At 41.5% G+C, this 24,535-nt stretch carries 28 protein-coding genes; 2 read left to right on the top strand and 26 right to left on the bottom strand.

Features of this window, described 5'->3' with window-relative positions:
* Positions 1–121: 121 nt before the first annotated feature.
* The gene (locus DFR59_RS13515) at positions 122–385 is read left to right on the top strand and encodes a DUF2627 domain-containing protein (protein ID WP_114746192.1); all 264 of its coding nucleotides are present in this window, start codon (positions 122–124) and stop codon (positions 383–385) included.
* An 18-nt stretch (positions 386–403) separates the two neighbouring features.
* Here DFR59_RS13515 and DFR59_RS13510 read toward each other — a convergent pair whose 3' ends face one another.
* The 14 genes from DFR59_RS13510 to accB form a co-directional block, all read right to left on the bottom strand.
* Positions 404–1,141, bottom strand: coding sequence for a glycerophosphodiester phosphodiesterase (locus DFR59_RS13510; protein ID WP_114746191.1), 738 nt, complete (start codon positions 1,139–1,141; stop codon positions 404–406).
* 166 nt (positions 1,142–1,307) lie between these two features.
* Positions 1,308–2,090: a sporulation transcription factor Spo0A gene (spo0A, locus tag DFR59_RS13505; RefSeq protein ID WP_114746190.1), complete on the bottom strand. Its 783-nt coding sequence runs from the start codon at positions 2,088–2,090 to the stop codon at positions 1,308–1,310.
* Positions 2,091–2,416: 326 nt separating this feature from the next.
* Positions 2,417–3,709 carry a SpoIVB peptidase gene (spoIVB, locus tag DFR59_RS13500; RefSeq protein ID WP_114746189.1) on the bottom strand — a complete coding sequence of 431 codons (1,293 nt, stop codon included), beginning with the start codon at positions 3,707–3,709 and terminating at the stop codon, positions 2,417–2,419.
* Positions 3,710–3,833: 124 nt separating this feature from the next.
* The gene (recN, locus tag DFR59_RS13495) at positions 3,834–5,522 is read right to left on the bottom strand and encodes a DNA repair protein RecN (protein ID WP_114746188.1); all 1,689 of its coding nucleotides are present in this window, start codon (positions 5,520–5,522) and stop codon (positions 3,834–3,836) included.
* 16 nt (positions 5,523–5,538) lie between these two features.
* Positions 5,539–5,988, bottom strand: coding sequence for a transcriptional regulator AhrC/ArgR (gene ahrC, locus DFR59_RS13490; RefSeq protein WP_114746280.1), 450 nt, complete (start codon positions 5,986–5,988; stop codon positions 5,539–5,541).
* A 134-nt stretch (positions 5,989–6,122) separates the two neighbouring features.
* Complete coding sequence (locus tag DFR59_RS13485) at positions 6,123–6,956, bottom strand: TlyA family RNA methyltransferase (protein WP_114746187.1); 834 nt, start codon at positions 6,954–6,956, stop codon at positions 6,123–6,125.
* A gap of 2 nt (positions 6,957–6,958) precedes the next feature.
* Entirely contained in the window at positions 6,959–8,851 is a 1,893-nt protein-coding gene (gene dxs, locus DFR59_RS13480; RefSeq protein WP_114746186.1) for a 1-deoxy-D-xylulose-5-phosphate synthase, read from the bottom strand.
* A 161-nt stretch (positions 8,852–9,012) separates the two neighbouring features.
* Positions 9,013–9,897: a polyprenyl synthetase family protein gene (locus DFR59_RS13475; RefSeq protein WP_425454714.1), complete on the bottom strand. Its 885-nt coding sequence runs from the start codon at positions 9,895–9,897 to the stop codon at positions 9,013–9,015.
* A gap of 3 nt (positions 9,898–9,900) precedes the next feature.
* Complete coding sequence (gene xseB, locus DFR59_RS13470; RefSeq protein WP_114746185.1) at positions 9,901–10,128, bottom strand: exodeoxyribonuclease VII small subunit; 228 nt, start codon at positions 10,126–10,128, stop codon at positions 9,901–9,903.
* Positions 10,118–11,476, bottom strand: coding sequence for an exodeoxyribonuclease VII large subunit (gene xseA, locus DFR59_RS13465; RefSeq protein ID WP_114746184.1), 1,359 nt, complete (start codon positions 11,474–11,476; stop codon positions 10,118–10,120). The genes xseB and xseA overlap by 11 nt, the downstream gene beginning before the upstream one ends.
* A gap of 160 nt (positions 11,477–11,636) precedes the next feature.
* Entirely contained in the window at positions 11,637–12,029 is a 393-nt protein-coding gene (gene nusB, locus DFR59_RS13460; RefSeq protein ID WP_114746183.1) for a transcription antitermination factor NusB, read from the bottom strand.
* A 288-nt stretch (positions 12,030–12,317) separates the two neighbouring features.
* Positions 12,318–12,734 (bottom strand): Asp23/Gls24 family envelope stress response protein, encoded by a 417-nt coding sequence (locus DFR59_RS13455; protein ID WP_114746182.1) that lies wholly within the window; start codon positions 12,732–12,734, stop codon positions 12,318–12,320.
* Positions 12,735–12,753: 19 nt separating this feature from the next.
* Positions 12,754–14,106, bottom strand: a complete 1,353-nt coding sequence (gene accC / locus DFR59_RS13450; RefSeq protein WP_114746181.1) for an acetyl-CoA carboxylase biotin carboxylase subunit — start codon at positions 14,104–14,106, stop codon at positions 12,754–12,756.
* Between the two features lie 12 nt (positions 14,107–14,118).
* Positions 14,119–14,625 (bottom strand): acetyl-CoA carboxylase biotin carboxyl carrier protein, encoded by a 507-nt coding sequence (gene accB, locus DFR59_RS13445; RefSeq protein WP_114746180.1) that lies wholly within the window; start codon positions 14,623–14,625, stop codon positions 14,119–14,121.
* 201 nt (positions 14,626–14,826) lie between these two features.
* Here accB and DFR59_RS13440 point away from each other — a divergent pair, with 201 nt between their 5' ends.
* Positions 14,827–16,302, top strand: a complete 1,476-nt coding sequence (locus DFR59_RS13440) for a methyl-accepting chemotaxis protein (protein WP_114746179.1) — start codon at positions 14,827–14,829, stop codon at positions 16,300–16,302.
* A gap of 49 nt (positions 16,303–16,351) precedes the next feature.
* Here DFR59_RS13440 and DFR59_RS13435 read toward each other — a convergent pair whose 3' ends face one another.
* The 12 genes from DFR59_RS13435 to DFR59_RS13380 form a co-directional block, all read right to left on the bottom strand.
* Entirely contained in the window at positions 16,352–16,888 is a 537-nt protein-coding gene (locus tag DFR59_RS13435) for a SpoIIIAH-like family protein (RefSeq protein WP_114746178.1), read from the bottom strand.
* A gap of 15 nt (positions 16,889–16,903) precedes the next feature.
* Positions 16,904–17,563: a stage III sporulation protein AG gene (gene spoIIIAG / locus DFR59_RS13430; RefSeq protein WP_114746177.1), complete on the bottom strand. Its 660-nt coding sequence runs from the start codon at positions 17,561–17,563 to the stop codon at positions 16,904–16,906.
* A complete protein-coding gene (gene spoIIIAF, locus DFR59_RS13425; protein ID WP_114746176.1) occupies positions 17,553–18,191 on the bottom strand; it encodes a stage III sporulation protein AF in 639 nt (212 codons plus the stop codon). Before spoIIIAF ends, spoIIIAG begins: the two co-directional genes overlap by 11 nt.
* Before the next feature lie 15 nt (positions 18,192–18,206).
* Positions 18,207–19,403 (bottom strand): stage III sporulation protein AE, encoded by a 1,197-nt coding sequence (gene spoIIIAE / locus DFR59_RS13420; RefSeq protein WP_114746175.1) that lies wholly within the window; start codon positions 19,401–19,403, stop codon positions 18,207–18,209.
* Positions 19,404–19,428: 25 nt separating this feature from the next.
* The gene (gene spoIIIAD / locus DFR59_RS13415) at positions 19,429–19,821 is read right to left on the bottom strand and encodes a stage III sporulation protein AD (protein WP_114746174.1); all 393 of its coding nucleotides are present in this window, start codon (positions 19,819–19,821) and stop codon (positions 19,429–19,431) included.
* 12 nt (positions 19,822–19,833) lie between these two features.
* On the bottom strand, positions 19,834–20,040 hold the full coding sequence (spoIIIAC, locus tag DFR59_RS13410; RefSeq protein ID WP_114746173.1) for a stage III sporulation protein AC: 207 nt from the start codon (positions 20,038–20,040) through the stop codon (positions 19,834–19,836).
* Between the two features lie 18 nt (positions 20,041–20,058).
* The gene (gene spoIIIAB, locus DFR59_RS13405) at positions 20,059–20,574 is read right to left on the bottom strand and encodes a stage III sporulation protein SpoIIIAB (RefSeq protein ID WP_114746172.1); all 516 of its coding nucleotides are present in this window, start codon (positions 20,572–20,574) and stop codon (positions 20,059–20,061) included.
* A gap of 3 nt (positions 20,575–20,577) precedes the next feature.
* On the bottom strand, positions 20,578–21,504 hold the full coding sequence (spoIIIAA, locus tag DFR59_RS13400; protein ID WP_114746171.1) for a stage III sporulation protein AA: 927 nt from the start codon (positions 21,502–21,504) through the stop codon (positions 20,578–20,580).
* Between the two features lie 133 nt (positions 21,505–21,637).
* Positions 21,638–22,195: an elongation factor P gene (gene efp, locus DFR59_RS13395; protein WP_114746170.1), complete on the bottom strand. Its 558-nt coding sequence runs from the start codon at positions 22,193–22,195 to the stop codon at positions 21,638–21,640.
* Positions 22,196–22,217: 22 nt separating this feature from the next.
* Complete coding sequence (locus DFR59_RS13390) at positions 22,218–23,279, bottom strand: M24 family metallopeptidase (protein ID WP_114746169.1); 1,062 nt, start codon at positions 23,277–23,279, stop codon at positions 22,218–22,220.
* 1 nt (position 23,280) lies between these two features.
* Positions 23,281–23,727: a type II 3-dehydroquinate dehydratase gene (gene aroQ, locus DFR59_RS13385; RefSeq protein ID WP_114746168.1), complete on the bottom strand. Its 447-nt coding sequence runs from the start codon at positions 23,725–23,727 to the stop codon at positions 23,281–23,283.
* A gap of 92 nt (positions 23,728–23,819) precedes the next feature.
* Complete coding sequence (locus DFR59_RS13380; protein WP_114746167.1) at positions 23,820–24,347, bottom strand: YqhR family membrane protein; 528 nt, start codon at positions 24,345–24,347, stop codon at positions 23,820–23,822.
* Positions 24,348–24,535 lie beyond the last annotated feature (188 nt).

The raw sequence follows: 24,535 nt of genomic DNA, 5'->3' as shown, positions 1-24,535 counted from the left end.
TCCATTCGCGAAAAAATGTGCAAATTCTTTCACACCTCTTTATTGTAGTGAATATTTAACTCCTTGACAAATTTGGATGATAAGATATGATTTTTTTGACAGCAGTTAAAGGAGTTTGGATATGATTCGTTTATTTGCTTTACTTATCATGGTCATTCCAGGTATTTTCGCGGCGCTTGGAATAAAACTTATGCGTGATATGACGTTCGGGATCCTGCAGCCGCCTTTTCCATATTTATGGGTCCAATTTCTGAGCGGATTGATTTTTTTCATCGGAGGATTAAGCTTCATTGCAGGGTTTATCTTTTATCGTGATCGAAAAAGAGGGAAAGTCCAGGAACGTTTTAAAAAAAACGAGCATAAAAAAAGACAGGCTGGCGATTGAAACCAACCTGTCTTTTTACTATTCATTCGTTTGTTTCCTTAATTCAAGAGCCTTTTTGGGGTAGTCAGTGATGATGGCAGAACAGCCGATATTAAACAGCCTGATCATGTCTTCTTTTTTGTTGACTGTATAGGGTCTGACAGCAATTCCGTTTTCCATGGATGACACAACGATTTCGTCCGGTGCAGCCCGTTGATTAGGGTGTATCGCCTTCCCCCTGATGGACTGCGCATAGATCCAAGGCATGAATAATCCCTCTGAGTAAAGCGGGGCTATTTCGATCTCAGGGGCAAGTTGAAAGCAATAAACAATGGAGTAGTGGTTGAACGAGGAGATGATGATCCGGTTCTCCAATCCAAACTCCCTCACGAGCGCAATCACTTTTTCCTCCAATTGCGGATATGGAAAGACTCCATTCTTCAATTCTACATTGCATAAGAGTTCATTGGTTTTTAGCCATTCGCAAACTTCACGGAACGATGGTATTCTCGGCTTTTTAAAAAATGTATTGAATTTATAGCTGGCATCCAATTTCTTTAGTTCCTCAAGTGTAAAATCCTTTACAAACCCTTTTCCATTCGTCGTTCTATCTAGTGTTTCGTCATGAATAACAACTACCTCTCCATCCTTGGAAAGCTGGACATCGAGTTCAATCCCATCCGCACCTGCTTTTTCAGCTTCTTTGAAAGATGACATTGTATTTTCAGGGTGTGTACCCGCAGAACCCCTATGAGCAAAAATTTGTGTAAAAGCCATTTTTTCACCATCCCAACATGATTGTCGATTTTATTATAGGTGACCCATCACCCTACTTATAATAGTATAATGGCACTTTTGTTTAAATATTAGCTGAAATCGTGTAAAAAAGCTTACAGAGAGATTCCCCTGTAAGCTTTTTTATCGTTTATTGATTCTCACTCTTTCAAGAAGCTTTATGTTCCAGCCTTAACTTATCTGCCACCATCGCGATGAACTCAGAATTCGTCGGCTTGGCTTTCGACATAGATACTGTGTATCCAAACAGGGATGAAATCGATTCAATGTTCCCCCTGCTCCACGCAACCTCTATGGCATGGCGGATTGCTCGTTCCACACGGCTTGCAGTGGTATTATATTTTTTTGCGATATCTGGATATAAAACTTTAGTGATCGATCCCAGAAGCTCTATATCGTTATAAACCATTGAGATTGCTTCTCTCAAATAAAGATATCCTTTAATATGAGCAGGCACACCAATTTCGTGGATGATGCTGGTAATGCTTGCGTCGAGATTTCTCGGCTTTTGTTCGGCTGATCTAATGGAGGAAGATTTTTTAATGAATGAATTTGTTTTCCCGCTCACTTGTCGAATGTGGCTTGCAAGGTTTTCCATATCGAACGGTTTCAGGATGAAGTAAGATGCGCCTAATTCGACTGCTTTCTTTGTCACATCCTCCTGGCCAAAAGCAGTAAGCATGATTACGTTTGGCATAGTGGATCGAGGATTTTCCCTAAGCTTCTCTAAAACAGCCAATCCGTCAAGATGAGGCATGATAATATCAAGGACTAAAACATCCGGTTCAGCTTCTTCAAGCATCTGAAGGCATTCCTGTCCATTATGCGCCACACCAAGAACTTCCATATCATCCATGGACTCGATATAATCATTCAAGAGTCCAACTAATTCACGGTTATCATCCACAATACATACTTTAATTTTCTTCACTAAAGGTTTCCTCCTCAATTAAATAAATCCATTTTTTATTTATCTAAATATTATTGTAATTGACAAATTCGACAATGCAACTAAAATTCCTTTTCTTTTTTGAAAAAATGTTAAAAAATATATATTTTCTTTTAAATCCTCTTGTTTTCTCTTGTTTTCGACTACATTCGATAAAACCGGTTATCGATTTGTCGAATTTTATTTATCTATATGATAGCAAAAACATATTGATTTGCAAGTGTATTCTATGTTATTTTTTATTTTTATCTATTTTTATGGAAGCATATCCATTAACAAAAGCACCGATTTTTAATCGGTGCTTTTGTTCAGCCTGCCTTATTTTCATTTTCATTATCACCGTAAATATCAATCCCAGCTTCATGAAGCATCCATTCAATATGGACACCGTATCCCGAAGTGGGATCATTCACAAATACGTGTGTAACCGCTCCAATTAGTTTTCCATTCTGAATGATCGGGCTTCCGCTCATCCCCTGAACGATCCCACCTGTTTTTGCAAGCAGTTTAGGATCTGTCACTTTAATGACCATCCCTTTTGTTGCAGGGAATTTTTGTGGGATTGTACTCACGATTTCAATGTCATATTCTTCGATTTGATCTCCATCCACTACTGTCAGTATTTTTGCCGGTCCTTCTTTGACTTGATTTGATAATGCAATAGGCATCGGTTTATCAAGCAAACCGTTATCCAAGCCGTGATGCAGCTTTCCAAAAATACCAAATGGACTGTTGCGGTTGATGTCGCCGATTATTTCACGGTCAGGAGAAAAACGGGCCAGCTTTTCCCCCGGATTCCCATTGCTCCCTTTTTCAATCGATGTCACTGTAGATTTCAAGATCTGTCCGTCTTCCACTACAATTGGTTTTTTCGTATCCATATCTGAAATGACATGTCCCAAGGCTCCATATTTCTTGGTCTTGGGATCATAGAATGTCATGGTGCCGATCCCTGCAGCTGAATCCCTGATGTACAATCCAAGCTTGTATTCATCCTCTGACGAATCCTTCATGGGCATCAAGTTCGTTTTTATGATTTTATGATCCCTTTGTACAATGACTTTAAGCTCTTGTCCGCTTTCACCGGCCTTTTGAACAAAAGGTGCCACATCTGCCATGTTTTCAATTTTTTTACCGTTTATCTCAGTAATGATGTCACCAACCTGGATTCCTGCTTTTTCCCCTGGTGATACTTTCCCTTTGTCGGTTGATACAAGATGATGACCTACTACGAGGACCCCAAGGGTATTAAGTTTTACCCCGATGGATTGGCCGCCTGGAATGACCTTGTAATCCTTTAGTACATTCACATTGACCTTTTTAATCGGAAAACCGGCAAATTCCAATAAAACGTCATCTTTGCCTGGTGATTTTGCATCAATTTTAATTGTATGTTGATTTTCTTCAGAAGCAGATGCCGATCCACTCATCGCTGCTGCAGAAATAGCATTCGAAGTTGAAAAAGATTGTGACTGACCTTCAAATAAAGTGATTGTTCCTGGAATTTCCAGATATTGTTGGAAAGGTTTGTAGAATAATACGGAAATAAGTGAAACAAGGAGAATTCCACCAATTAATTTTCTAAGATGTTCCCATTTCAAACTTTTCACTCTCCTCGCTTCTAATCCACACACTTATGATTGGCTACAATCTTAATTTAGCCTTGAAGCGAGTCAAATATAACAAGCAGGTAAAGAAAAAAAGCTACCCATTTTGGATAGCTTTTCAAGTTTGTTTCATGGAATGTGCCAATTCTAATAGTTCTTGAGCATGTTTTTTTGTAAGGTCTGTGATCTCTACACCGGAAATCATCCGACCGATTTCCTTGATCTTAGTGTCATTATCAAGCGGTGTGACAGAGGTTGTTGTCCGTCCGCTTGCAATGTTTTTTTGGATAAGAAGATGAGTATCCGCCATTGCAGCGACCTGCGGGAGATGGGAAATGCATAAGACCTGTGAATGTGAAGCAACCTGGTGAATTTTTTCAGCTATTGCCTGAGCGACCCTGCCGCTTACACCTGTGTCCACTTCATCAAATATAATCGACGTGACGCCTTGATGCTGCGAGAAAATGGTTTTAAGCGCAAGCATCATCCTCGAGAGCTCTCCACCTGAAGCAACTTTCGCAATTGGTTTTAGCGGTTCTCCGGGGTTTGTTGATATGAAGAACTCAACCGCATCCATTCCATCTTTCTTAAATCCGTTCGCAGCTTCATCAAATTGAACCTGGAAGACGGTTTTTTCCATGTAAAGATGCTTTAATTCTTTATGGATGCTGTCAGTCAGCTTTTTCGCCCATTTTTTTCTCAAGGCACTTAATTCATCTGCTTCAATGGATAGATCTTTTTCCAAAGAAGAAAGCTCTTTTTGCAGGTTATGCAAATGGTTATCGCGATTGGTTATCGCATCAATTTCTTCTTCGATCTTTGCACTGTATTCTGCAATCTCTTCTATTGAAGACCCGTACTTCCGTTTCAGACCGTTGATTTCATTTAGCCTTGCTTCAATTTCATTTAAACGTTCAGGATTGAATTCAAGCATATCCAAATGATTTCGTATTGTCATCGTTGCGTCTTCGAGTGCATAGAAGCTATTGGAAACCGCTTCTAAAGCTCCATTGAGCTCACTATCCAATTCAGCTGCAGTTTCAAGATGACCCATCACCAAACTGACCCAATCCAACGACTTTTGCTCCCCTTGGAGAGCGGAATAGGCTGATTGCATCGATTCAGCCAATCTTTCGAAATTTCCCAATTTCTTTTTTTCCTCGCTTAGTTCCAAGTCTTCGCCGATTTTCAAATTGGCTTTTTGGATCTCATTAAACTGAAATTGGATAAGGTCAAGCCTATGAGCCATCTGTTGTTCATTTTCACTCAATTGCGTTATGCGCTTCTTTGTCTGGTCATAACGTGAAAAAACCTCTTTATAATTTTTCAGCGCTCTTGCAATTTCTTTTTCTCCGAATTGATCCAACAGCCTGATATGGGAAGATTCATCCATCAGCTCTTGATGTTCATGCTGACCGTGAATATCTACAAGCGAAGATCCGATTTCACGAAGAATCCCAATCGTGACAAGTTTTCCGTTCACTCGGCACACACTTTTCCCATTACTGGAAATATCCCGCTGAAGGACAACCATACCTTCCTCTATTTCAATGCCTAATTCAGCTGTTTTAACATAACAGGGATGTTTTTGATCCTCTAAGATAAACAATCCTTCGAGCTCAGCTTTCTTTTCGCCATGCCGAACAAACTCCGAGGAACCCCTTCCTCCGGCAAGCAAGTATAGAGCATCAATAATGATGGACTTTCCTGCACCTGTTTCTCCTGTGAGAACCGTAAGTCCCTTTTCAAGTGAAACCGTCAATTCATCTATAATTGCGAAGTTTTTTATTGATAATTCTTGCAGCAAGTATCATTCACCTCATTCAAAGCATGTCAATAAGCCTTTTGGAGATTATTTCTGTATCATTTTCCGTCCTGCAGATAATTAAACATGTGTCATCACCACAAATGGTTCCGAGGATCTCGTCCCAATCCAAATTATCCAGCAACGCACCGATTGCGTTGGCATTTCCCGGCAATGTTTTCATAACAAGCAAATGACCTGCGGTATCGCATCTGATAAAAGCATCGGTCAATGATCGTTTAAGCTTTTGGAGCGGATTGAATCTTTGGTCTGCAGGAAGGCTGTACTTATAGCGGCCATCCATTAAAGGGACCTTAACCAAGTGAAGTTCTTTAATATCCCTTGAAACGGTTGCCTGCGTTACGTTGAATCCGGCACTCTTTAATTCATCGACTAATTCATCCTGCGTTTCAATATCGTTCTGTGCAATAATCTCTCTTATTTTAATATGCCGCTGTCCTTTATTCATCATATATGATTGCAACCCCTAACCAATCTGTATAAATATTCTACTATATACGAACATGTTAGCTTATTTTTTCTTCCTTGTACATGATTCTTTCCCAATAATGTGTAAAAGAAAAGCCTGTACCTAAGTACAAGCTATTTTTCTTTGGACTTCAGCTGTTGGTGAGCTTCCAAGACCACTTCTTTTATTTTTTGATCCATATCCTCGATGGCATCGGAGTCATCCCCGCCCCAATTGATATGGGCTAAAAATTCAATATTGCCATCTCCGCCGGTTATCGGTGAGAAGGAAAGGTTTTTTAGGATGTATCCTTCTTCTGATGCAAAAGAAAGGACCTTTTTCAATACTTCTTCATGCACTTTCGGATCCCTGACTATGCCTTTTTTGCCCACTTGTTCCCTGCCGGCTTCAAACTGGGGTTTGATTAACGCCACGACGTCGCTGTCCTGCACAAGCAATGTCTTCAAAACTGGCAGGATCAACTTTAAGGAAATAAAGGATACATCAATCGAGGAAAACTCAGGAAGGCCTTCCTGCAAATCTTCAGGCGTTACATACCGAAAATTCGTCCTTTCCATAACGACGACTCTTTCATCCTGCCTTAATTTCCATGCAAGCTGATTATAGCCGACATCCAATGCATAGGACAGCTTAGCGCCATTTTGAAGTGCACAATCAGTAAATCCTCCCGTGGATGAACCGATGTCAATCATAATCTTTCCTTGTACATCCACGTTGAACTCTTTCAATGCTTTTTCAAGCTTCAGACCGCCGCGGCTGACATAAGGGAGGATATTCCCCTTAACAGTAAGGGGGATATCTTCGCTCACTTTTTCTCCTGGCTTGTCCAGCCTCATTTCTTTGGAATAGACAATCCCGGCCATTACTGCCCTTTTTGCCTTTTCCCTCGTTTCAGCTAAACCTCTTTCAACTAAAAGTATATCTACACGCTGTTTTTTTGCTTTCATGTTCAAGCCCTTTTTTGTTTTTTTGGTGTTAATGCCTGTATCTTGGATACTGCCTGTTCTTTAGTAAGCCCGATTTCTTCGAGTAATTTATCGACACTTCCATGTTCAACAAAATAATCTGGAATCCCCATTCGATCGATGACAGTACGATGGAAGCCATGATTATGGGCAAATTCCAATACAGCACTTCCGAACCCGCCTTGGAGCACCGCTTCTTCAATAGTCAGGATTGGCATATCCGCCGACATGATATCGGTAAGCATCTTTTCATCCATCGGCTTAATGAATCTCGCATTTACTACTTTGACTGAAATGCCCATTTGAGAAAGTTCGTCTGCCGCTTCCATTGCCATTGGAATTGTCGTTCCAAATGTTAGGATGGCTGCATCTTCTCCGTCCCTTAATACTTCCCAGGAACCGATCGGAAGCGTTTTAAGCTCTTCGTCCATTGGAATCCCGTAGCCATTGCCTCTAGGGAATCTCATCGCAATCGGACCTGCATCATAATCAATAGCTGTCTTGACCATATGCTGTCCTTCATTTTCGTCTTTTGGCATCATCAAGACCATGTTTGGCAAGTGTCTTAAAAATGCGATATCAAAGACGCCTTGATGCGTTTCACCATCTGCGCCAACAAGTCCTGCCCTGTCGATTCCAATGAATACATTTAGATTCTGACGGCAAATGTCGTGCACGACCTGATCATATGCCCTCTGAAGGAAGGTAGAATAAATGGCTAAAAATGGCTTCATCCCTTGAATGGCTAATCCTGCTGAAACTGTCGCAGCATGCTGCTCGGCAATTCCGACATCAAACATTCGATCAGGGAATTCACTTGCAAACCCTTCAAGCTTTGAACCAACAGGCATCGCTGGGGTGACGGCAACAATCCGTTCATCCTCCCTTGCGAGCTTCCTGACCGTTTCACTTACAAGCTTGCTCCATGCAGGTGGTGCACTGACCGGTTTGATTAGATCACCAGTTTCAATTTTATATGGTCCGGTTCCATGCCAAGTCCCGATTATGTCAGACTCTGCAGGGTGGAATCCTTTTCCTTTTTTTGTAATCACATGGAGAAGGACCGGCCCCTTTGTCTTTTTCGCGTATTGAATGTTTTCGAATAGATCCTCAAAGTCATGACCATCGACTGGACCCAGATAGGTGAATCCAAGATCCTCAAAAAACATGCCGGATACAAGGAAGTATTTCATGCTGTCTTTAATTCTTTCAGCAGTCGAGGCAAGCTTACCTCCTACAGCCGGTATCTTCTTTAATAAATATTCAAGTTCGTCTTTTGCCCATCTGTATTTTCCTGCAGTCCGCAGTTTGCCCAAAACTTTGTGAAGGGCACCAACATTTGGGGCTATGGACATTTCATTGTCGTTAAGAACAACGATCATGTCCTTGTTTTCATCACCGATATGGTTAAGCGCCTCCAAAGCCATCCCGCCTGTAAGGGCACCATCTCCTATGATTGGGAGAATGAATGATTTCTCTTTTTTCAAGTCCCTTGCAATGGCCATCCCCATTGCTGCAGAAAGCGATGTTGAGCTGTGTCCGGTTTCCCATACATCATGTTCGCTTTCGATTCTCTTTGGAAATCCGCATAACCCCTTATATTGGCGAAGTGTATCGAATTCCCCCGCACGTCCAGTTAAAATCTTATGCACATAAGACTGATGTCCTACATCCCAGATCAGTTTATCCTGCGGGCTGTCGAAGCACTTATGAAGTGCAAGCGTCAGTTCAACCACCCCAAGATTAGGTCCGATATGACCGCCAGTCTTAGAAAGCTTCTCGATCAGGAACTGTCTTATTTCTCCACTGAGCTGCTCTAGTTCCTCTTTGTTCATTTTTTTGAGAAAACTGGGGTCTTTTATCGATAATAGATCCATCACGGATCACTCACTTTCATCAATTAATATTTATGCCGCTAACACACAATGTGATAACGGCACCTTTTTCATTGTTATTGAGTTAAAAAATTTAAAATGCGCCATTATATCAATGACCGTATTATACCATATCTATAATCATACACTCAAACTGTTGTATATCAATGATCCCTCTCTGCAACAAGATCGGTGATGCCAATTAAGAATTCCGCATTGTGCCCTGCGGCTTTCAAGGCATCCTTTGCCAAGGATACATGTTCAGCAAGTTTTGCTTTTGCCCCATCCAATGAGAGAATGGAAGGATAAGTGCTTTTTTGATTGTCGGCATCACTGCCTACAGGCTTTCCGATCTTTGATTCATCTCCTTCAATATCTAAGATGTCATCTTGTATCTGAAAAGCAAGGCCTAGATTCACAGCAAATCTTTCGTATTGCTGCAGTTCCTCTTCATTGGCTCCAGCGATGATTGCACCTGCAAGAACACTGAATACAAGGAGTTTCCCTGTTTTGTGAAGATGGATATACTCCAATTGCTCGAGGCCAAGGGATTTATTTTCTCCTTCAATATCCGCTGCTTGGCCGCCGACCATCCCTTCAGGACCTGCACATTTTGCAAGCAGGGAGATCAGTTTCATACGTGTTTGAGGTGATATGCTTTCGTCTTCTGCAATCAGCTGAAAACTGTAAGTCAGCAGGCCGTCCCCTGCAAGAATGGCAAATGCTTCGCCAAAAACTTTGTGATTGGTAGGTTTCCCTCTCCTGAGATCGTCGTCGTCCATACTTGGAAGATCATCATGAATCAGGGAATATGTATGGATCATTTCAAGGGCACACGCAGCAGACAGGCCCATTTTCTTTTCTTTATTGAATGCTTTTAAAGTAGCCATTAATAATACAGGGCGCAGCCTTTTACCTCCAGCTTGAAGGGAATAAAGCATTGCCTCCTTCAGGCGTTCTGGTGTATTTAATTTTTGGACTGCATTTTCTAATTCCACTTCAATCACTTTGATGCATTTTTTCATAAATTCATTCAAGACAGGTGACAAGATTTAATCCTCCTCTTGGAGCGAAAAATCTTTTTCGCCATCTTCAGTCAAGACTTTGGTCAATTGATTTTCCACACTTTTTAATTTATCGTGGCAAAGTTTAGAGAGTTCCATCCCTTTTTGATAGATAGTAATTGCTTCTTCGAGTTCAACTTCCCCATCCTCAAGCTTTTGTACGATGGCTTCGAGCTGCTCCATCGCCTGTTCAAAGGTCAATTTATCATCGTTCATTGTAAGAGTCCTCCTTTATTTCATCCACAGTGCATTGCAGCTGTCCATCTTTTAAATGGACCTTAAGGTTTTGGCCTGCTTTAAGCTGTCCGATCGACTTCACAACTTGCCTATCTTCAGTATAAGCGACACTATAGCCCCTATCCATTATTTTCAATGGATTAAGTGCTTCAAGCGCAGTAAGGCTTTTGGCGAATGTTTGGTTTTTTTTCTCCAAAATCCCGGCCATATTCCGCTGCAGCCATTTATCCAGCCCTTTATGTCTTTCTACTGATTGCTCCAATTTCCTTTGCGGATGATTCCGTTCCATCCTCATCGTTAAGTGATTCACTTTATCCTCAAAAGCTTGGAAGTAAATGGATTTTTCTCTTTGGAGCCTTTCTGTCAGCCTGTCCAATTGGACCATTTTTTGCTCATATAGCTTAATTGGATTTCTAAAAACATAGCTTTGTTGAAGTCTTTGAAGAGCTTTTCTATGAGACTCAACCCTCGTTCTCATACTTCTAATCAGCCTCATCTGCTGATTCATCACTCTATCAAGAATCTCTTCTATGTGCGGCACTGCCAATTCGGCTGCCCCGGTTGGAGTCGGAGCCCTTAAATCTGCCACAAAATCCGCTATGGTAAAATCCGTTTCATGGCCTACTGCAGAAATTACGGGAATGGAGGAATGATAGATTGCACGTGCAACCACTTCTTCATTAAAGGACCACAACTCTTCAATCGATCCCCCTCCACGTCCAACGATCAGGACATCGATTCCTCCTATTTCATTCGCTTTTGCAATGGCATCCACAATTGAGGCAGCTGCTTTTTCCCCTTGCACCAGTGCAGGGATAATGAGTGTTTTACCAATCGGATACCTTCTTCTGACAGTCGTGATAATGTCTCTTACAGCCGCACCGGTTGGCGAAGTGATGACTCCGATTGTACGGGGATAGGAAGGGATTTGTCTTTTTCGGGACTGTAGAAATAGTCCTTCTTTTTCAAGCTTCTCCTTTAACTGTTCGTAGGCTAAATAAAGAGCACCAATACCGTCGGGCTCCATGGATTTTACATAAATCTGGTACTGTCCGCTTGATTCAAAGACTGAAATGTCACCACGAACCAATACATTCATTCCATTTTCAGGCTGGAATTTTATCGAGGCCGCTGAAGATGAAAACATAACGGACATAATACGGGCTTTATCATCTTTCAATGTAAAATACATATGTCCGCTGGAATGTCTTTTGAAATTCGAAATTTCCCCTTTTACAAATACATCTTTCAGATAAGGGTCCATTTCAAACTTTTTCTTTATGTATTTTGTTAGCGCTTTTACAGAAAGATAGCGGTTTTCTGACATTACTCCCACCTCTTTACAACAAATTTAAAGAAATGCGCAAGCGCCCTGATCGGGGCTGGGCGCTGGAGCTGGACAAGAAAAGCTGCCGGAAACGATAAAGGCAGCTTTTAAAATAGTTTTAGTGAATTTTTTCAATGCTGTTAGACAGCAGGGCATTCTGTTACTTATTCAAGGAATCTTTTACTTTTGAAAGGACTCCATTGATAAATTTGCTTGATTGATCATCCCCGAACACTTTGGCGATTTCTATCGCTTCATTGATGGCAACATTAGGCGGCATATCCTCAACGAAACACATTTCATAAACACAAACTCTCATGATATTTCGGTCTACTTTTGCCAGGCGTTCAAGCTTCCATTTTTGCAGGTTAGACTGAATTCTATCATCAATTTCATTTTTATGTTCCATAGTTCCGCTTACAAGCTGCTGCAGGTATTCATCGTTCGACTTGCCTTCAAGCACATGTTCAATTGCATCTGAGGCAGAGATATCATTCATGTCCATTTGGAAAAGGGCTTGAAGCGCTTTTTCACGGGCAGTACGTCTTTTCATTTATTTATTGCTCCTTTTAAAATCAATTTCAATCTTTCAATTCGTCATAAGAAGATAATAGCATAAATGAAGGAATGAAAGCACGAGTATTGTAATAGAGGAATAATTCTTAATACTTATAAGAAAAGCGGAAGCGCCCAGTTTAGCCCCGACCAGCATAAGACGGAACTCGAAGGAAATCCTGATTTCCGTAGAGGTACGGCTTAAGACTCGAGGGGCTGGGCGCTGCAGCTGGACAGTTTTCAAATGAAAAGAGGAGCCCCTTTAAGGAGCCCCCCATATCAATCATTATTCTTCGGTTTCATAATCCGCTTCAATCTTTTGGTTTTCGAATTGGATGCCCACTACATGGACATTTACTTCATCTGCATCAAGTGCAGTCATATTCAATAAGGCTTGGCGGATATTATCCTGGATTTTCTGTGCCACTGAAGGGATGGAAACTCCAAAGTTCATCAGGCAGTATACATCGACTTTAATGCCTTCTTCTGTCAGCTCTACCTTGACGCCTTTTCCGTGGTTCTTCTTTCCGAGTCTTTCGACTACACCAGTCGCGAAGTTTCCTCTCATTTGGGCAACACCTTCAACTTCGGAAGCTGCGATTCCTGCAATGACTTCAATGACTTCTGGTGCAATTTCCACCTTGCCAAGGCCGTCGTTGCCCTGATCCATTTCAAGAACATTATAGTTTTGGTCTTCAGCCATAAATGACACCCCCATATAATTATGAATTCATAACATCATATTTTTCAAGGAATTTCGTGTTGAAATCCCCGCCAACGAATGTTTCATGTTCCAGTAGTTTAATGTGAAACGGAATCGTTGTATGGACGCCTTCGACAACAAACTCACTCAATGCACGCTTCATTCTTTGGATGGCTTCTTCCCTCGTTGCCCCATAAGAAATGACTTTCGCAATCATTGAATCGTAGTAAGGTGGAATTGAATAGCCTGGATATGCCGCTGAATCCACTCGTACACCAAGTCCGCCGGGAGGCAGGTACATTTCAATTTTACCCGCTGAAGGCATAAAGTTCTTTTCCGGATTTTCTGCATTGATCCTGCATTCTATTGCCCACCCGTTGAACGTCACTTCATCCTGTTTCAAAGAAAGTTTTTCTCCTGATGCGACTTTGATTTGTTCTTTGATCAAATCAACCCCTGTAACCATTTCCGTTACTGGATGCTCTACTTGGATGCGGGTATTCATCTCCATGAAATAAAATTTACGGTTAACATGGTCGAAGATGAATTCCACTGTACCAGCACCTGAATAATCGACTGCCTGCGCCGCCTTTACAGCTGCTTCCCCCATTGCTGCCCTTGTTTCCCCATCCAATGCAGGTGAAGGAGTCTCTTCAAGAAGCTTTTGTAGCCTTCTCTGAATAGAGCAGTCCCTTTCTCCCAAGTGGATAACATTTCCATGGTTGTCAGCAAGCACTTGAATTTCAACATGACGGAAATCTTCAATGTACTTTTCAATATATACCCCAGGATTGCCAAAAGCAGTCATGGCTTCTTGCTGAGTGATATTGATCCCTTTAATGAGCTCCTGCTCTGTTTTTGCAACGCGGATGCCTTTCCCTCCGCCTCCAGCAGTCGCCTTGATGATAACAGGATAGCCCATATCATTGGCAAGGGCTAATGCATCATCAATATCTTTAACGATTCCTCTTGAGCCTGGTACGATTGGAACGCCTGCTTCTCGCATCGTTTCCCTCGCAACATCTTTTGTTCCCATTTTTGAAATGGCTTCCGGGCTCGGACCGATGAAAATGATATTGCAGTCTCTGCAAAGCTCCGCAAAATCTGAGTTCTCAGAAAGGAATCCGTAGCCGGGATGAATGGCGTCACAGCCAGTCAATTTAGCTACACTGATGATATTTGTAAAGTTTAAATAACTATCTTTGGATGCTTTTGGACCTATGCAATAGGCTTCATCAGCAATTTGTACATGAAGGGCTTCTTTATCAGCTTCGGAATATACTGCGACTGATTCAATGCCCATTTCACGGCAGGCCCTGATGACGCGGACCGCTATTTCTCCTCTATTTGCAATCAATACCTTTTTAATCATGAATATCGCTCCTTATTCAGGCTTTACCAAGAATAATGGCTGTCCGTATTCTACTAGTTGTCCATCTTTTACAAGGATTTCAACGATTTCGCCGTTTACTTCTGCTTCGATTTCATTGAAAAGCTTCATTGCTTCAACGATGCAGACGACAGAATCAGAACTTACTTTAGAACCCGGTTTTACATAAACATCAGCATCCGGGGATGGGGATGCATAGAAAGTTCCTACCATCGGTGAAGTGATTTTATGTAAGTTTTGATCTTCTTTTGGCTGCTCTGCTGCGGCAGGCTGTACTGCTTCAGCTGCTGGTGCCTGTGCTTGTACTGGAGGCGCTGCCGGAGCTGGTGCGGCAGGAGCCGGAGCTGGTGTTGGAACTGCTGCAGCTTGTACTGGTGCAGCTGCACCTTCAACCTTTTTCTTCATTTCAATTTTTGAACCTTCATATTCATAAACAAATTCATTAATGCTGGATTGATCGACTAATTTAATAAGCTCACGAATTTCTTGAACTTTTAACATGACATACATCTCCTAACATAAATTATGACTAGCTACTAATATCATACGATAATTTCTACCGTAAATTCAATAAAAGATTGGTAAGACCACTCAACGGTAAAAATCGGCCCAATTGAATTTTACCGAAAAAAGAGGATATTTGTCTAATGAAAGCGAATTCAATTCAATATATAGGAGAAAAGTATTAGGGAGAGAATAACAGTGAAATCGTTGGAATCATTAAAACATGAAGATTTAATCCGCAAGAACTCTTTAGTTGTCAAAGCTGCTTTTGTTTCTGTCCTTCTTGCAGCGGCTGTAGATTTAGCCATGAAAAAGGACCTGGCTGTGATATTGTCCATCGTCATTGCAGGGGGAGCAGGCGTAGGAATCATTGCATTGCTGCATTTTTTGGGGAAATGGACAAAAGGAATCCCGTACATTGCCACAATAATCGTTGCTTCTGTGATGTTTGTAATCATGCAGAACAGTATTTCCCCCACTGCCTACTTCCTCGTCTATTTTGTTTTAGCTACTTCAGCCATATACATGAAAAGAAACATACTGCTTTTAAGCATCCTTTTTGGTTTTGGGATTAATATCATTTTTACTATTCTGCACCATTCGGAACTGCCCTATGAATCTAAAAATTATGTCACTATTTTTCTTTTGTTTGGACTTGTTTCTATTTTGCTGCTGTTTCAATTAAGCATATCAAAGAAAATGGAAGCCAACCTATTGGAACTCCAGAATCAGACTCTGGATCTTTTAGGAAAAGAAGAAAAAAACCAAAAAGCGATCTTTGAAAATACCTCCGTCCTTTTAAGGATGCTTAAGCAAGTTAAGGAAGAAAGCGACTCTGCTGTTTCTTCCGCTCAAGCGATGAATCAGGATATTTTGGGGATTGCCACCGGTGTTCAGGCACAAAACAATAATATACATGAAATATCAAAAGAACTCTCCCTATCCAATCAGAGGGTACAAAAAATGGTCCAGCAGGCAGTGGAATTAAATGATAAGGCAAATGAGGCAGGTTCAGTCAGTTTAAAAGGGTCAACATACATGGACAACCTTCAGAAGGAGCTCGTTAATTTTTCTGAAGTCGTTGCACTGCTGAGCCAAAAAATCAATGGCCTTACAAAACTGAATGAAGAAGCAAGCGTCCATTCATTGACGATACAGGATATTGCAAAACAGACAAATCTGCTGGCTCTGAATGCGTCAATTGAAGCAGCAAGGGCTGGAGAAAGCGGAAAAGGTTTTGCAGTAGTTGCTGAAGAGGTGCGTAAATTAGCGGACATCACCAATATCACTGCCAATCACATCTCATCAAATTTATTGAAGGTGCGGGATGAAACAACGGAAGTCTTAAAGGATGTAGATACAGCAGTGGACAGATTAGGTATACAGAAAGAGCTCGCGATCGAAACTCAATCGATGTTCTCAATCATTAAGGGGACATTCGAAGAATTACAATTGGGTTTCAACCATTATAAAGGCTTCGCGATGGAAGTTGCCCAGTCTTCAGTAACCATCGAAAGCAGGATCAATGAATTCAGCAGCCTGATGGATCAAGCCAGTGCGATCTTGCAGGAATTGACTTCAGCAATGAACAGCCAGACTTCCCAATTCATTGGATTGAATCAGCTAGTAGCTGACTCAACGAAAGCTACAGATAATTTGATTGGATTATGTTAATCATTGAAACAAAAAACGAAAGCGCCAATTCCGGCGCTTTCGTTTTTTGTTATTCCGGTTGGAACTCCACAGCTATTTTTTCCATATCGCCAAGTTCATCTCCGACTTTTTGGATGATTTGGTTGGCTGCTTTTGCTGACTTTTCGTTTGCTTTTACTGTAATCAGCACTTTTTCTCCATCAGCACGCACTAATGCATCTTTATAGCCCATGGACTGGATTACGCTTTCCAATACTTTTTCTTTAGTTTCAAGTTCAGTCAGCTGCTGCATTTGCTCGTAGGCTTTGCTCTTTTCTTCTGCACTTAGATCAGGTGATGCCACCATTTCAGTCAACTGTTGGCGAAGTTCGCTGCGCATGTCTTGTTCTTCAAGTCTAAGAGTTTCAAATACTTCATCCCCAGCTTGTTCTGTTACTACGTCAACACCCTTTTGATCCGCAGATGCTTTTTCATCACCTTTTTTGCCTTGCTGCACTGCCGCCAAGTCTGACGTTTTCGGCGCTGGAGAAGTCACATAATAAACTGAAAGCACCACAACCAGACTTAACATTGTCAATAACCAAACCGTTTGTTTTTTAAGTAGCATTTATAAATCCCCCTTTTATTTTTTCGGCATGACAGCAACTCTGTGGCTTGGTACATCCAAGACGCGGGTCACTGCTTCAATGATCCATTTTTTCACTTGAATATTTTCTGCCCCCTTCGCTACGATGAGAACACCCTTGATTTCAGGCTTTCTTGTCTCTCTCACGATTGGGACTTCTTTTTCACCATTGCGGATAATGACCAACTGCTCATCTTTCGTTTGATTTTCTATTTTCCGCTGACCGCCGTCACGATCGGATTCACTTGTGATTTGGTTCTGGTCATTAGTGTTTTTTTCGAATACTTTTTGCTCTGAAGCCTCTACATTGACGACAACAGTGACACTGCTGACCCCTGCCATCTGATCAAGGGCTTCTTTCAGCTGGTTCTCATATTGTTTTTCGTAATCAGCCATACTCTTGTTTGGAGCATCCTTTACTGAACCGAATGTTTCTGCGGCAGGACTTCCACCATCGCCATTTGCCAATGTTTCCTGAGAAGATTCAGCAGCTCCTGACTTCCACATGCTGCTTATCAGCATGAATGCGACGCCGCATAACAGAAGGATCACTAAGTATTGAATCTTTCCGTTTTTTTTGTTTGAAGGACCGGATTCTTCCTTTTTGCCTAATAACTGCGATTTAAGCCAGTCCAATGGTCCCTTTTCACGATTCATGTTTTCCTGAAATCCCCCCTTCATAATGAATTTGGATTCTTTGTGCATCTAAATTCCATCTGTTGGCCAAGAGGTCGATCACTTCGTTTTCATTCTTAAATGTCTTCTTAGGATCTTTGTCTGAGCTGGAATCTATAGTAATCGGCTTTACCGCTTCAATATCATTTTGGTGATTATCATCTTGCGGTTCACCGAGATAAACGACTACCTTTTCCAGATTATCAGGAAAGTTTTGTTCATTATCTTTCTGCATTACCAGCTCGACGGATTGGATTCCTATACCAAATTGATCAATCAACTCCTCTTCAGCGTCCTTTTTTAGTTGGACAGCCATTTGTTTTAAAATATATGCACGTTGTGAGGCTTGTATTTCTTTTTTCTTATTTTCTATTAATTTTTCTACTTGTTCGCTTTCTGCCGGGTCCTGGATCACCGCTCCATTAAAAACTTGTTCAAAATTAGAGGACATCAGTTTTAAAAGAGGCGTTAGAATAATCGTGATAAGCAGCAGCCCCGTCACCATTTTCGTATATTTTTTAAAAGAGGAATTGGGAAGCAGCATGTCCATGACAACCGTTAACAATATGAACATGATAATATTAGTTATCCATTGCACAAGAAAACTCATTCTCCACTCCCCCTTTCACCGGATCATCAAGGTTATGTTTCCAGCTGCAATCATCACGGTAAGACTCAGGAAAAACATGAAGGACACAATTGCTAAAGCAGCAAAGACATATATCACACTCTTGCTGATTGTATCCAGGCAGGCAATGACCGGTCCTCCGCCGATGGGCTGAAGCAAGGCTGCCGCCAGTTTATAAATAAAGGCAATGACCAAAATCTTTATGGCCGGGAAGGCTGCAATCAAAAGGAGGATGGCTACCCCTGCAATCCCTACCGTATTCTTCAGGAGCACAGAAGCAGATATGACCGTGTCTGTTGCATCCGTAAACATTCTCCCTATGACAGGGATGAAATTGCCTGTTACAAATTTGGCCGTTCTTATGGTAATTCCATCGGTCACTGCTGAGGCTGCACCTTGGACGGATATGACTCCTAAAAAAACCGTCATGAAGATCCCCAGGAGGCCGATGCTCCAATTTCGGAGGAGCTGTGCCAGCTGAGTGACTTTATGCTGGTCGGAAAGTGTACTGACAATGCTTAGTAAAGCAGATAAGAATAAAAGAGGAAGAACCACATACTCAATCAGCAATCCACTTGTGTTCATCAAAAGAATGATGACCGGATGGAAAAAAGCCGCTGAAGCTACACCGCCGGAAGTAGCAATCAATGCCAGAAGCAATGGGAAAAGGGCGATGATAAAATGGACCATCGTATTAATCGCATCTTGTGTATATTCAATCGCTACATGAAATGAATTCAGGGCAATGATGATTAATACCATAAAAACAATGGCGTAGGCAACTTTACTGACATTCCCCTGGTCAAAGGCATTTTGCAGAGATTGAAGGAACATGCTGAAGATGGTCAACATAATTAATGAACCTAATAGCTTCCCATTCATGATCAGTTCCTGGAACGCAAATTTCGAAACCCCGTAAAGCCATTGTTTTATAGAGAACTGCTTGTCCCCTTTGATGAAATCAACTAGACTACCCTTTTGGCTTTCAGGCAGATATCCACCGTACTTGGATACAATGTCTTCCCAGAAACCTTTCAGCTCTTCAAGCCCCAGATCATCGACCTGACCTTCTACAAAGCTGTCTTGCAGATTTCCTTCTGATGCACCGTTTTCTCCTGCAGCTTGTACACCATAGGGGCAGAGAAATAAAATCAAGATCATTAACAATATAGAAGCCTGGATTTTTTGCCGCATAGAAACACCTCGGATAGTGCCAAGGCTACCCCTTTGGAATCATATTAATGATGGTCTCAATGATGACAGTCAGAATCGGGACAGCCATGGCTAAAATTAATATCTTCCCTGCAAGCTCAACTTTTGCTGCAATAGCCCCTTGTCCTGCGTCTTTCGTAATGTGGGAAGCAAACTCTGCGATATAAGCAATACCAATGATTTTTAATATTGTTTCAACATAAATCATATTTACATTGGCATTGACCGCAATTTTCTCGATCATGCCGATAATGAGATAGATTTGGTCAATCAGAAAAAGGAAGATGGCACACCCGGCAAATACAACTAGTAAAAAAGCAAAGTTCGGCTTCTGCTCCTTAATGATAAGTGCTAAGAATGTGACGATAAGGGCAATCCCAGCTATTTGGACAATTTCAATCGCTAATCCCTCCTAGCCTTGAAATAAAAAGACTGATTTGATCTTTTGAAACAAATCATCCACGATAGAGGCGACCATGAATAAGATGTAGATAAATCCAAATAGTGTGACCCATTGGGCATATTCTTTTTTTCCTACCTGATCAAGAATGGTATGCAGGAATGCTACCACTATCCCTACACCAGCTATCTTAAAAATGACATCTACATCAATTCCCATTGTTTCTCCCCCAAACTTCTAAAGAAGTAAAATTATCAATAAAAGGCCGGACATAAAACCAAGGCTCTTAGCCATTTTTTCATAGCGGTTCTGCCTTTCCCGTGCTTCCTGCTCTTCTCTTTCCAGATGATTCAAAGCGAGTATGATCTGTTTTTGCTGTGTTGTGATATCATGCCTGCCGAGTGTTTCGCCAAATTGCTTCAGAATTTCGAATTCACTTTGCTTGAAGGCAGTCTGCTTCCAAATTTCCTTCATGCTCTCTTCCCATGCATCCCGTACTGTGGTGTCTGAGCCGGTCAATCTTCCTGCAAACGCTTCAAAGAACCAGGAAAGGGGCCGCGGCATCTGTTTTGCAATTTTTCTGGCAGCCTCATGCAATGGAGTATGGCCGTACATAATTTCTGCTTCTAAGGACTGCAGGGCTGTTTTCAGCCATCTCAGTTGTTTCGGCCGTTCACTCAGATGCTTTGACGCTTCGAATCCTGCCCATGATGTAGAGATCAATATGAATATGGCGCCTATGATTTTAATCATGACTTAGTAGACACCTGCTTTTCGTTTTTTTTGCTGATTTCCATCCCCGTCAAGAATCCTGGAAACTGATCCAGGTACTTCTTTTCTCTGCAATTCAATATAAGTATCAAATATTTTTGATTGAAGGATTGGCTGAAGAATCGGCCTTTTCTTTATTTCATCGAAAGAATGTCCGTGAGTAGTCATGACGAGGGTGATCCCTGCATGAATGGCTTCCTGAATCGCTGCACTGTCTTCTTCTCTTCCAATTTCATCTACAATTAATACATCCGGGCTCATCGATCGGATGAGCATCATCATCCCTTCTGCTTTAGGACAGGCATCAAGTACATCCACCCTTGGGCCGAACTGGAGCTGGGGAACCCCATGTACACTCCCTGCAATTTCTGACCGTTCATCGACAATCCCCACTTTGAGGGCGGGGATTCCTTTTTCGGGCACCCCGGTGGAAATTATCCTTGCCAGATCGCGAAGCAATGTTGTCTTTCCGGATTGCGGCGGCCCGATGATCATCGTGTGGCACCAATTATGATCATATAGTTCATCTATCAAATGATTGGCTAATCCTATTTTCTGACGCGCGATCCGTATGTTGAAGGAAGCGATCTGCCTAATTCCTTTCACTTCCCCGTGCTCAAGTATTACTTTCCCGGCAAGTCCGATTCGATGTCCGCCCTCAATAGTTATATAGCCTCTTTTTAGTTCCTCTTCCAATGTGTAAAAAGAGTGATTGCTCAAGTTATTCAAAAATTGTTCTGCATCCTCCGCTCTTGCAATATAGGGAAGATAGTGAGGGTTTCCTCTCACAGAAACTTCTAGTGGACGGTTAATTCTGATTCTTATTTCTTCCATTTCATCTTTAATACGGGAAGGGAGATCTGTAATTTGTGCTGCAATCGATTTCGGCAAAAAAGCAATGATTGATTTCATAACTGGTCCTCCTTCGTACAAGCCTCTCCGATACTACAATGTATTCTTAATTGAATTGAATATGACCTAAATGAAAAAAAACACAAAAAAACCGAGGGGTAATCCCTCGGTTTTTTTGTGCTTTATTTATTATTTATGCACGTGATACATAAGAACTGTCAACCGTATTGACGATCAATTGATCTCCTTGGTTTACGAAGAAAGGAACTTGTACAGTCAATCCAGTTTCAAGCGTAGCAGGTTTTGTTCCACCGGAAGCTGTATCACCTTTAATACCAGGCTCTGTTTCTGTAACTTCCAATACAACTGTGTTTGGAAGTTCTACTCCAAGAGTCTCGCCTTGGTACATCATGATGGATACTTCCATATTTTCTTTCAAGAACTTCAATTCATACTCGATAGAAGCTGCAGGAAGTTCGATTTGTTCATAAGATTCATTATCCATGAATACATGCTGATCTCCATTTGCATATAGATATTGCATGCGGCGGTTATCGATTTGAGCTTTTCCTACTTTTTCACCGGCACGGAACGTTTTCTCTTGAACAGCACCAGTGCGGAGATTTCTTAATTTCGAGCGAACAAAAGCCGCTCCTTTTCCTGGTTTAACATGTTGGAAATCCATAACTCTCCAGATTCCATTGTCTACTTCAATTGTAAGACCTGTTTTAAAATCGTTTACTGAAATCATGTGTTTTCCTCCTGCTCTTGTACTACAAAATGATTAAATCTTTTGTTGAGTGGGTCAGTGTTTCATTTCCATCTTCCGTGATCAATGTGTCATCTTCGATTCTGACACCACCAAGCCCCTGTACATAGATGCCTGGTTCAACCGTTACAACCATCCCCGGCTTCAGGACGATATCTGAACGAACGGATAATCCCGGGCCTTCATGCACTTCCAACCCGATTCCATGACCAAGGGAATGACCAAATTGGTCACCATATCCTTTTTCAGTTATATAATCACGGGCAATTGCATCTGCTTCAATGCCAGTCATACCCGGCTTGATTAGCTCCATTGATTTAAGCTGAGAATCCAATACGATATCGTAAATTTCTTTCAACTGATCTGATGGCTGCCCTACAGCAACTGTTCTGGTGATATCTGACACATATCCTTTATGCAGTGCACCATAGTCAAGCGTGACAAAATCGCCTTTTTCAATTATTTTATCGCTTGCAACGCCATGCGGCAGGGCAGAACGATATCCAGATGCAACGATGATATCAAATGAAGAGGAAGTCGCACCGGCTTTTCTCATGAAAAACTCCAGCTCATTTGAAACATCAAGTTCTGTAACACCTGGTTTTATGTAATCTAGAATATGTTTGAAGGCTGCGTCTGCAATATCAGCCGCTTCCTTTAATATCTTAATCTCTGAAGGAGTCTTAATCAAGCGTAAGTTTTCCATCAGTCCATTCACAGGGACAAGTTCCCCTTTAAAGGCATTTTCATAGGTTTTATAAGTAGAGAATGTCATGTAGCTGGATTCGAAGCCAAGTTTCTTAATCCCGAGCTTTTCTGCCTGAGCCACTACTTCATCATGAAGCAGTCCTTTGTGCTGAACAATTTCATATCCTTCAGCTTGTTTTCCAGCCTGCTCCGTATACCTGAAATCAGTGATGAATAATGCCTTTTCCCCGGAAATGAGTGCAACTCCGGCCGAGCCAGTAAAGTTTGTCATATATCGTCTGTTGTATGAGCTTGTGACCAGCAGTCCATCGATTCCTTTTTCCGCGAATTGTTCCCGAACTTGTTCTAGTTTCTTCATTCTAATTCTCCCCCTCTTTTCGTCCAATAAATACTGAGAGCGCCAATTCATATCCTGCGCTGCCGAGGCCGACAATCTGCCCCTCGGTAACAGGCGCCATAACTGAATGGCTTCTAAACTCTTCCCTTGCATGGATGTTGGAAATATGTACTTCAATGACCGGAACATTGATAGCAGCAATGGCATCCCTTATAGCATAGCTGTAATGGGTGAAGGCTCCAGGATTAAATATGACTCCTGCAAACCCCCGATCTTCGATTTCATGAAGTTTATCAATCAGCTGCCCTTCATGATTTGACTGAAAGCATTCCACATCCAATCCATGTGCTTGTCCCGCTGATTTAATTTTTTCTTCTATGTCCGATAATGTCAGGGTCCCATAAACATCCGGCTCACGCTTGCCGAGCCGATTAAGGTTTGGACCGTTCAAAAGAAGAATTTTTGACATAGCCATCTCCTTATGAAAAAAGAATGTTCTCAATGAACATTCTACCATAAATGAAATGTACAGCACTACTTAATTGTCTGTTTCTTCTGTAATCAGGAGTGCTGCTCCTGCTCTTCATCTGATGCCTTTTCATACTCATGGCTGAGTTCATTTTCTTCATATGAAATGGAATAGCCGACAAAAAGCCCAAATAAAATATACAAACACCCACAAGTAATGAGTGTATCAAGGTCCATATCTGTGAAAGGTTTAATGCTGGGAAAGATCGGATTGAGAACAAAGAACACAAGAAAAAACAGAACGACTCCAAAGCCTATTCCTGGCCAGGTGTTTTTCATCTTCCTCAAGAAGGCATAATAAACAAGTGCAGCCCCTATCGAAACAATTCCGATGGCTATGATGGAAATGACCATGCCAAGCCATGTATATTTCCAGTTTCCGATTGCCCATGGTTCTAAAATAACGAGCGGACTTATGGCTGTAAAATGAAATAAATAGGCCAAATAACCAATACCGCTCCATAGTATTCCTCCACAAAATCCAGTAATCACTGCCAGCATAAGCGCCGACATAGGCTTTTCCCTCTTATTCTGTTCCAAACGGCCACTTTCTTCAGGCATAGCCCTCACCTCCAACCTTAGTATGTCCAAAAGAAAAAAATCCATTTCATTTAAAAATCATTCCTTCTCGCATAAACCTAGTCGCAGACCCTATTTTTTAGTAGAATGAAATATATATTTATTATGGACGTTTTAAGAAAAACTACCCAAATAAATACATTCTAATAGCTTAGGTTGGTGTCTGAAAC

Source organism: Falsibacillus pallidus, assembly GCF_003350505.1.
Classification (GTDB): domain Bacteria; phylum Bacillota; class Bacilli; order Bacillales; family DSM-25281; genus Falsibacillus; species Falsibacillus pallidus.
This window is presented reverse-complemented; position numbering and strand designations above follow the sequence as displayed.

Bases quoted from the DNA above. Each gene is read 5' to 3' on its own strand.
- DFR59_RS13455 (WP_114746182.1), bottom strand. From the start codon at position 12,734: ATGGCTGAAGACCAAAACTATAATGTTCTTGAAATGGATCAGGGCAAC.
- nusB (WP_114746183.1), bottom strand. From the start codon at position 12,029: ATGAAAAGACGTACTGCCCGTGAAAAAGCGCTTCAAGCCCTTTTCCAA.
- DFR59_RS13485 (WP_114746187.1), bottom strand. From the start codon at position 6,956: ATGAAAGCAAAAAAACAGCGTGTAGATATACTTTTAGTTGAAAGAGGT.
- ahrC (WP_114746280.1), bottom strand. From the start codon at position 5,988: ATGAATAAAGGACAGCGGCATATTAAAATAAGAGAGATTATTGCACAG.
- accB (WP_114746180.1), bottom strand. From the start codon at position 14,625: ATGTTAAAAGTTCAAGAAATTCGTGAGCTTATTAAATTAGTCGATCAA.
- DFR59_RS13390 (WP_114746169.1), bottom strand. From the start codon at position 23,279: ATGAAGAAACTAGAACAAGTTCGGGAACAATTCGCGGAAAAAGGAATC.
- xseA (WP_114746184.1), bottom strand. From the start codon at position 11,476: ATGTCAGAAAACCGCTATCTTTCTGTAAAAGCGCTAACAAAATACATA.
- xseB (WP_114746185.1), bottom strand. From the start codon at position 10,128: ATGAACGATGATAAATTGACCTTTGAACAGGCGATGGAGCAGCTCGAA.
- DFR59_RS13510 (WP_114746191.1), bottom strand. From the start codon at position 1,141: ATGGCTTTTACACAAATTTTTGCTCATAGGGGTTCTGCGGGTACACAC.
- spoIIIAB (WP_114746172.1), bottom strand. From the start codon at position 20,574: ATGATTAAAATCATAGGCGCCATATTCATATTGATCTCTACATCATGG.
- aroQ (WP_114746168.1), bottom strand. From the start codon at position 23,727: ATGTCAAAAATTCTTCTTTTGAACGGTCCAAACCTTAATCGGCTCGGC.
- efp (WP_114746170.1), bottom strand. From the start codon at position 22,195: ATGATTTCAGTAAACGATTTTAAAACAGGTCTTACAATTGAAGTAGAC.
- DFR59_RS13515 (WP_114746192.1), top strand. From the start codon at position 122: ATGATTCGTTTATTTGCTTTACTTATCATGGTCATTCCAGGTATTTTC.
- accC (WP_114746181.1), bottom strand. From the start codon at position 14,106: ATGATTAAAAAGGTATTGATTGCAAATAGAGGAGAAATAGCGGTCCGC.
- spoIIIAF (WP_114746176.1), bottom strand. From the start codon at position 18,191: ATGAGTTTTCTTGTGCAATGGATAACTAATATTATCATGTTCATATTG.
- spoIIIAE (WP_114746175.1), bottom strand. From the start codon at position 19,403: ATGCGGCAAAAAATCCAGGCTTCTATATTGTTAATGATCTTGATTTTA.
- DFR59_RS13435 (WP_114746178.1), bottom strand. From the start codon at position 16,888: ATGCTACTTAAAAAACAAACGGTTTGGTTATTGACAATGTTAAGTCTG.
- spoIIIAC (WP_114746173.1), bottom strand. From the start codon at position 20,040: ATGGGAATTGATGTAGATGTCATTTTTAAGATAGCTGGTGTAGGGATA.
- dxs (WP_114746186.1), bottom strand. From the start codon at position 8,851: ATGGATCTATTATCGATAAAAGACCCCAGTTTTCTCAAAAAAATGAAC.
- spoIIIAG (WP_114746177.1), bottom strand. From the start codon at position 17,563: ATGAATCGTGAAAAGGGACCATTGGACTGGCTTAAATCGCAGTTATTA.
- spoIIIAA (WP_114746171.1), bottom strand. From the start codon at position 21,504: ATGAAATCAATCATTGCTTTTTTGCCGAAATCGATTGCAGCACAAATT.
- DFR59_RS13380 (WP_114746167.1), bottom strand. From the start codon at position 24,347: ATGCCTGAAGAAAGTGGCCGTTTGGAACAGAATAAGAGGGAAAAGCCT.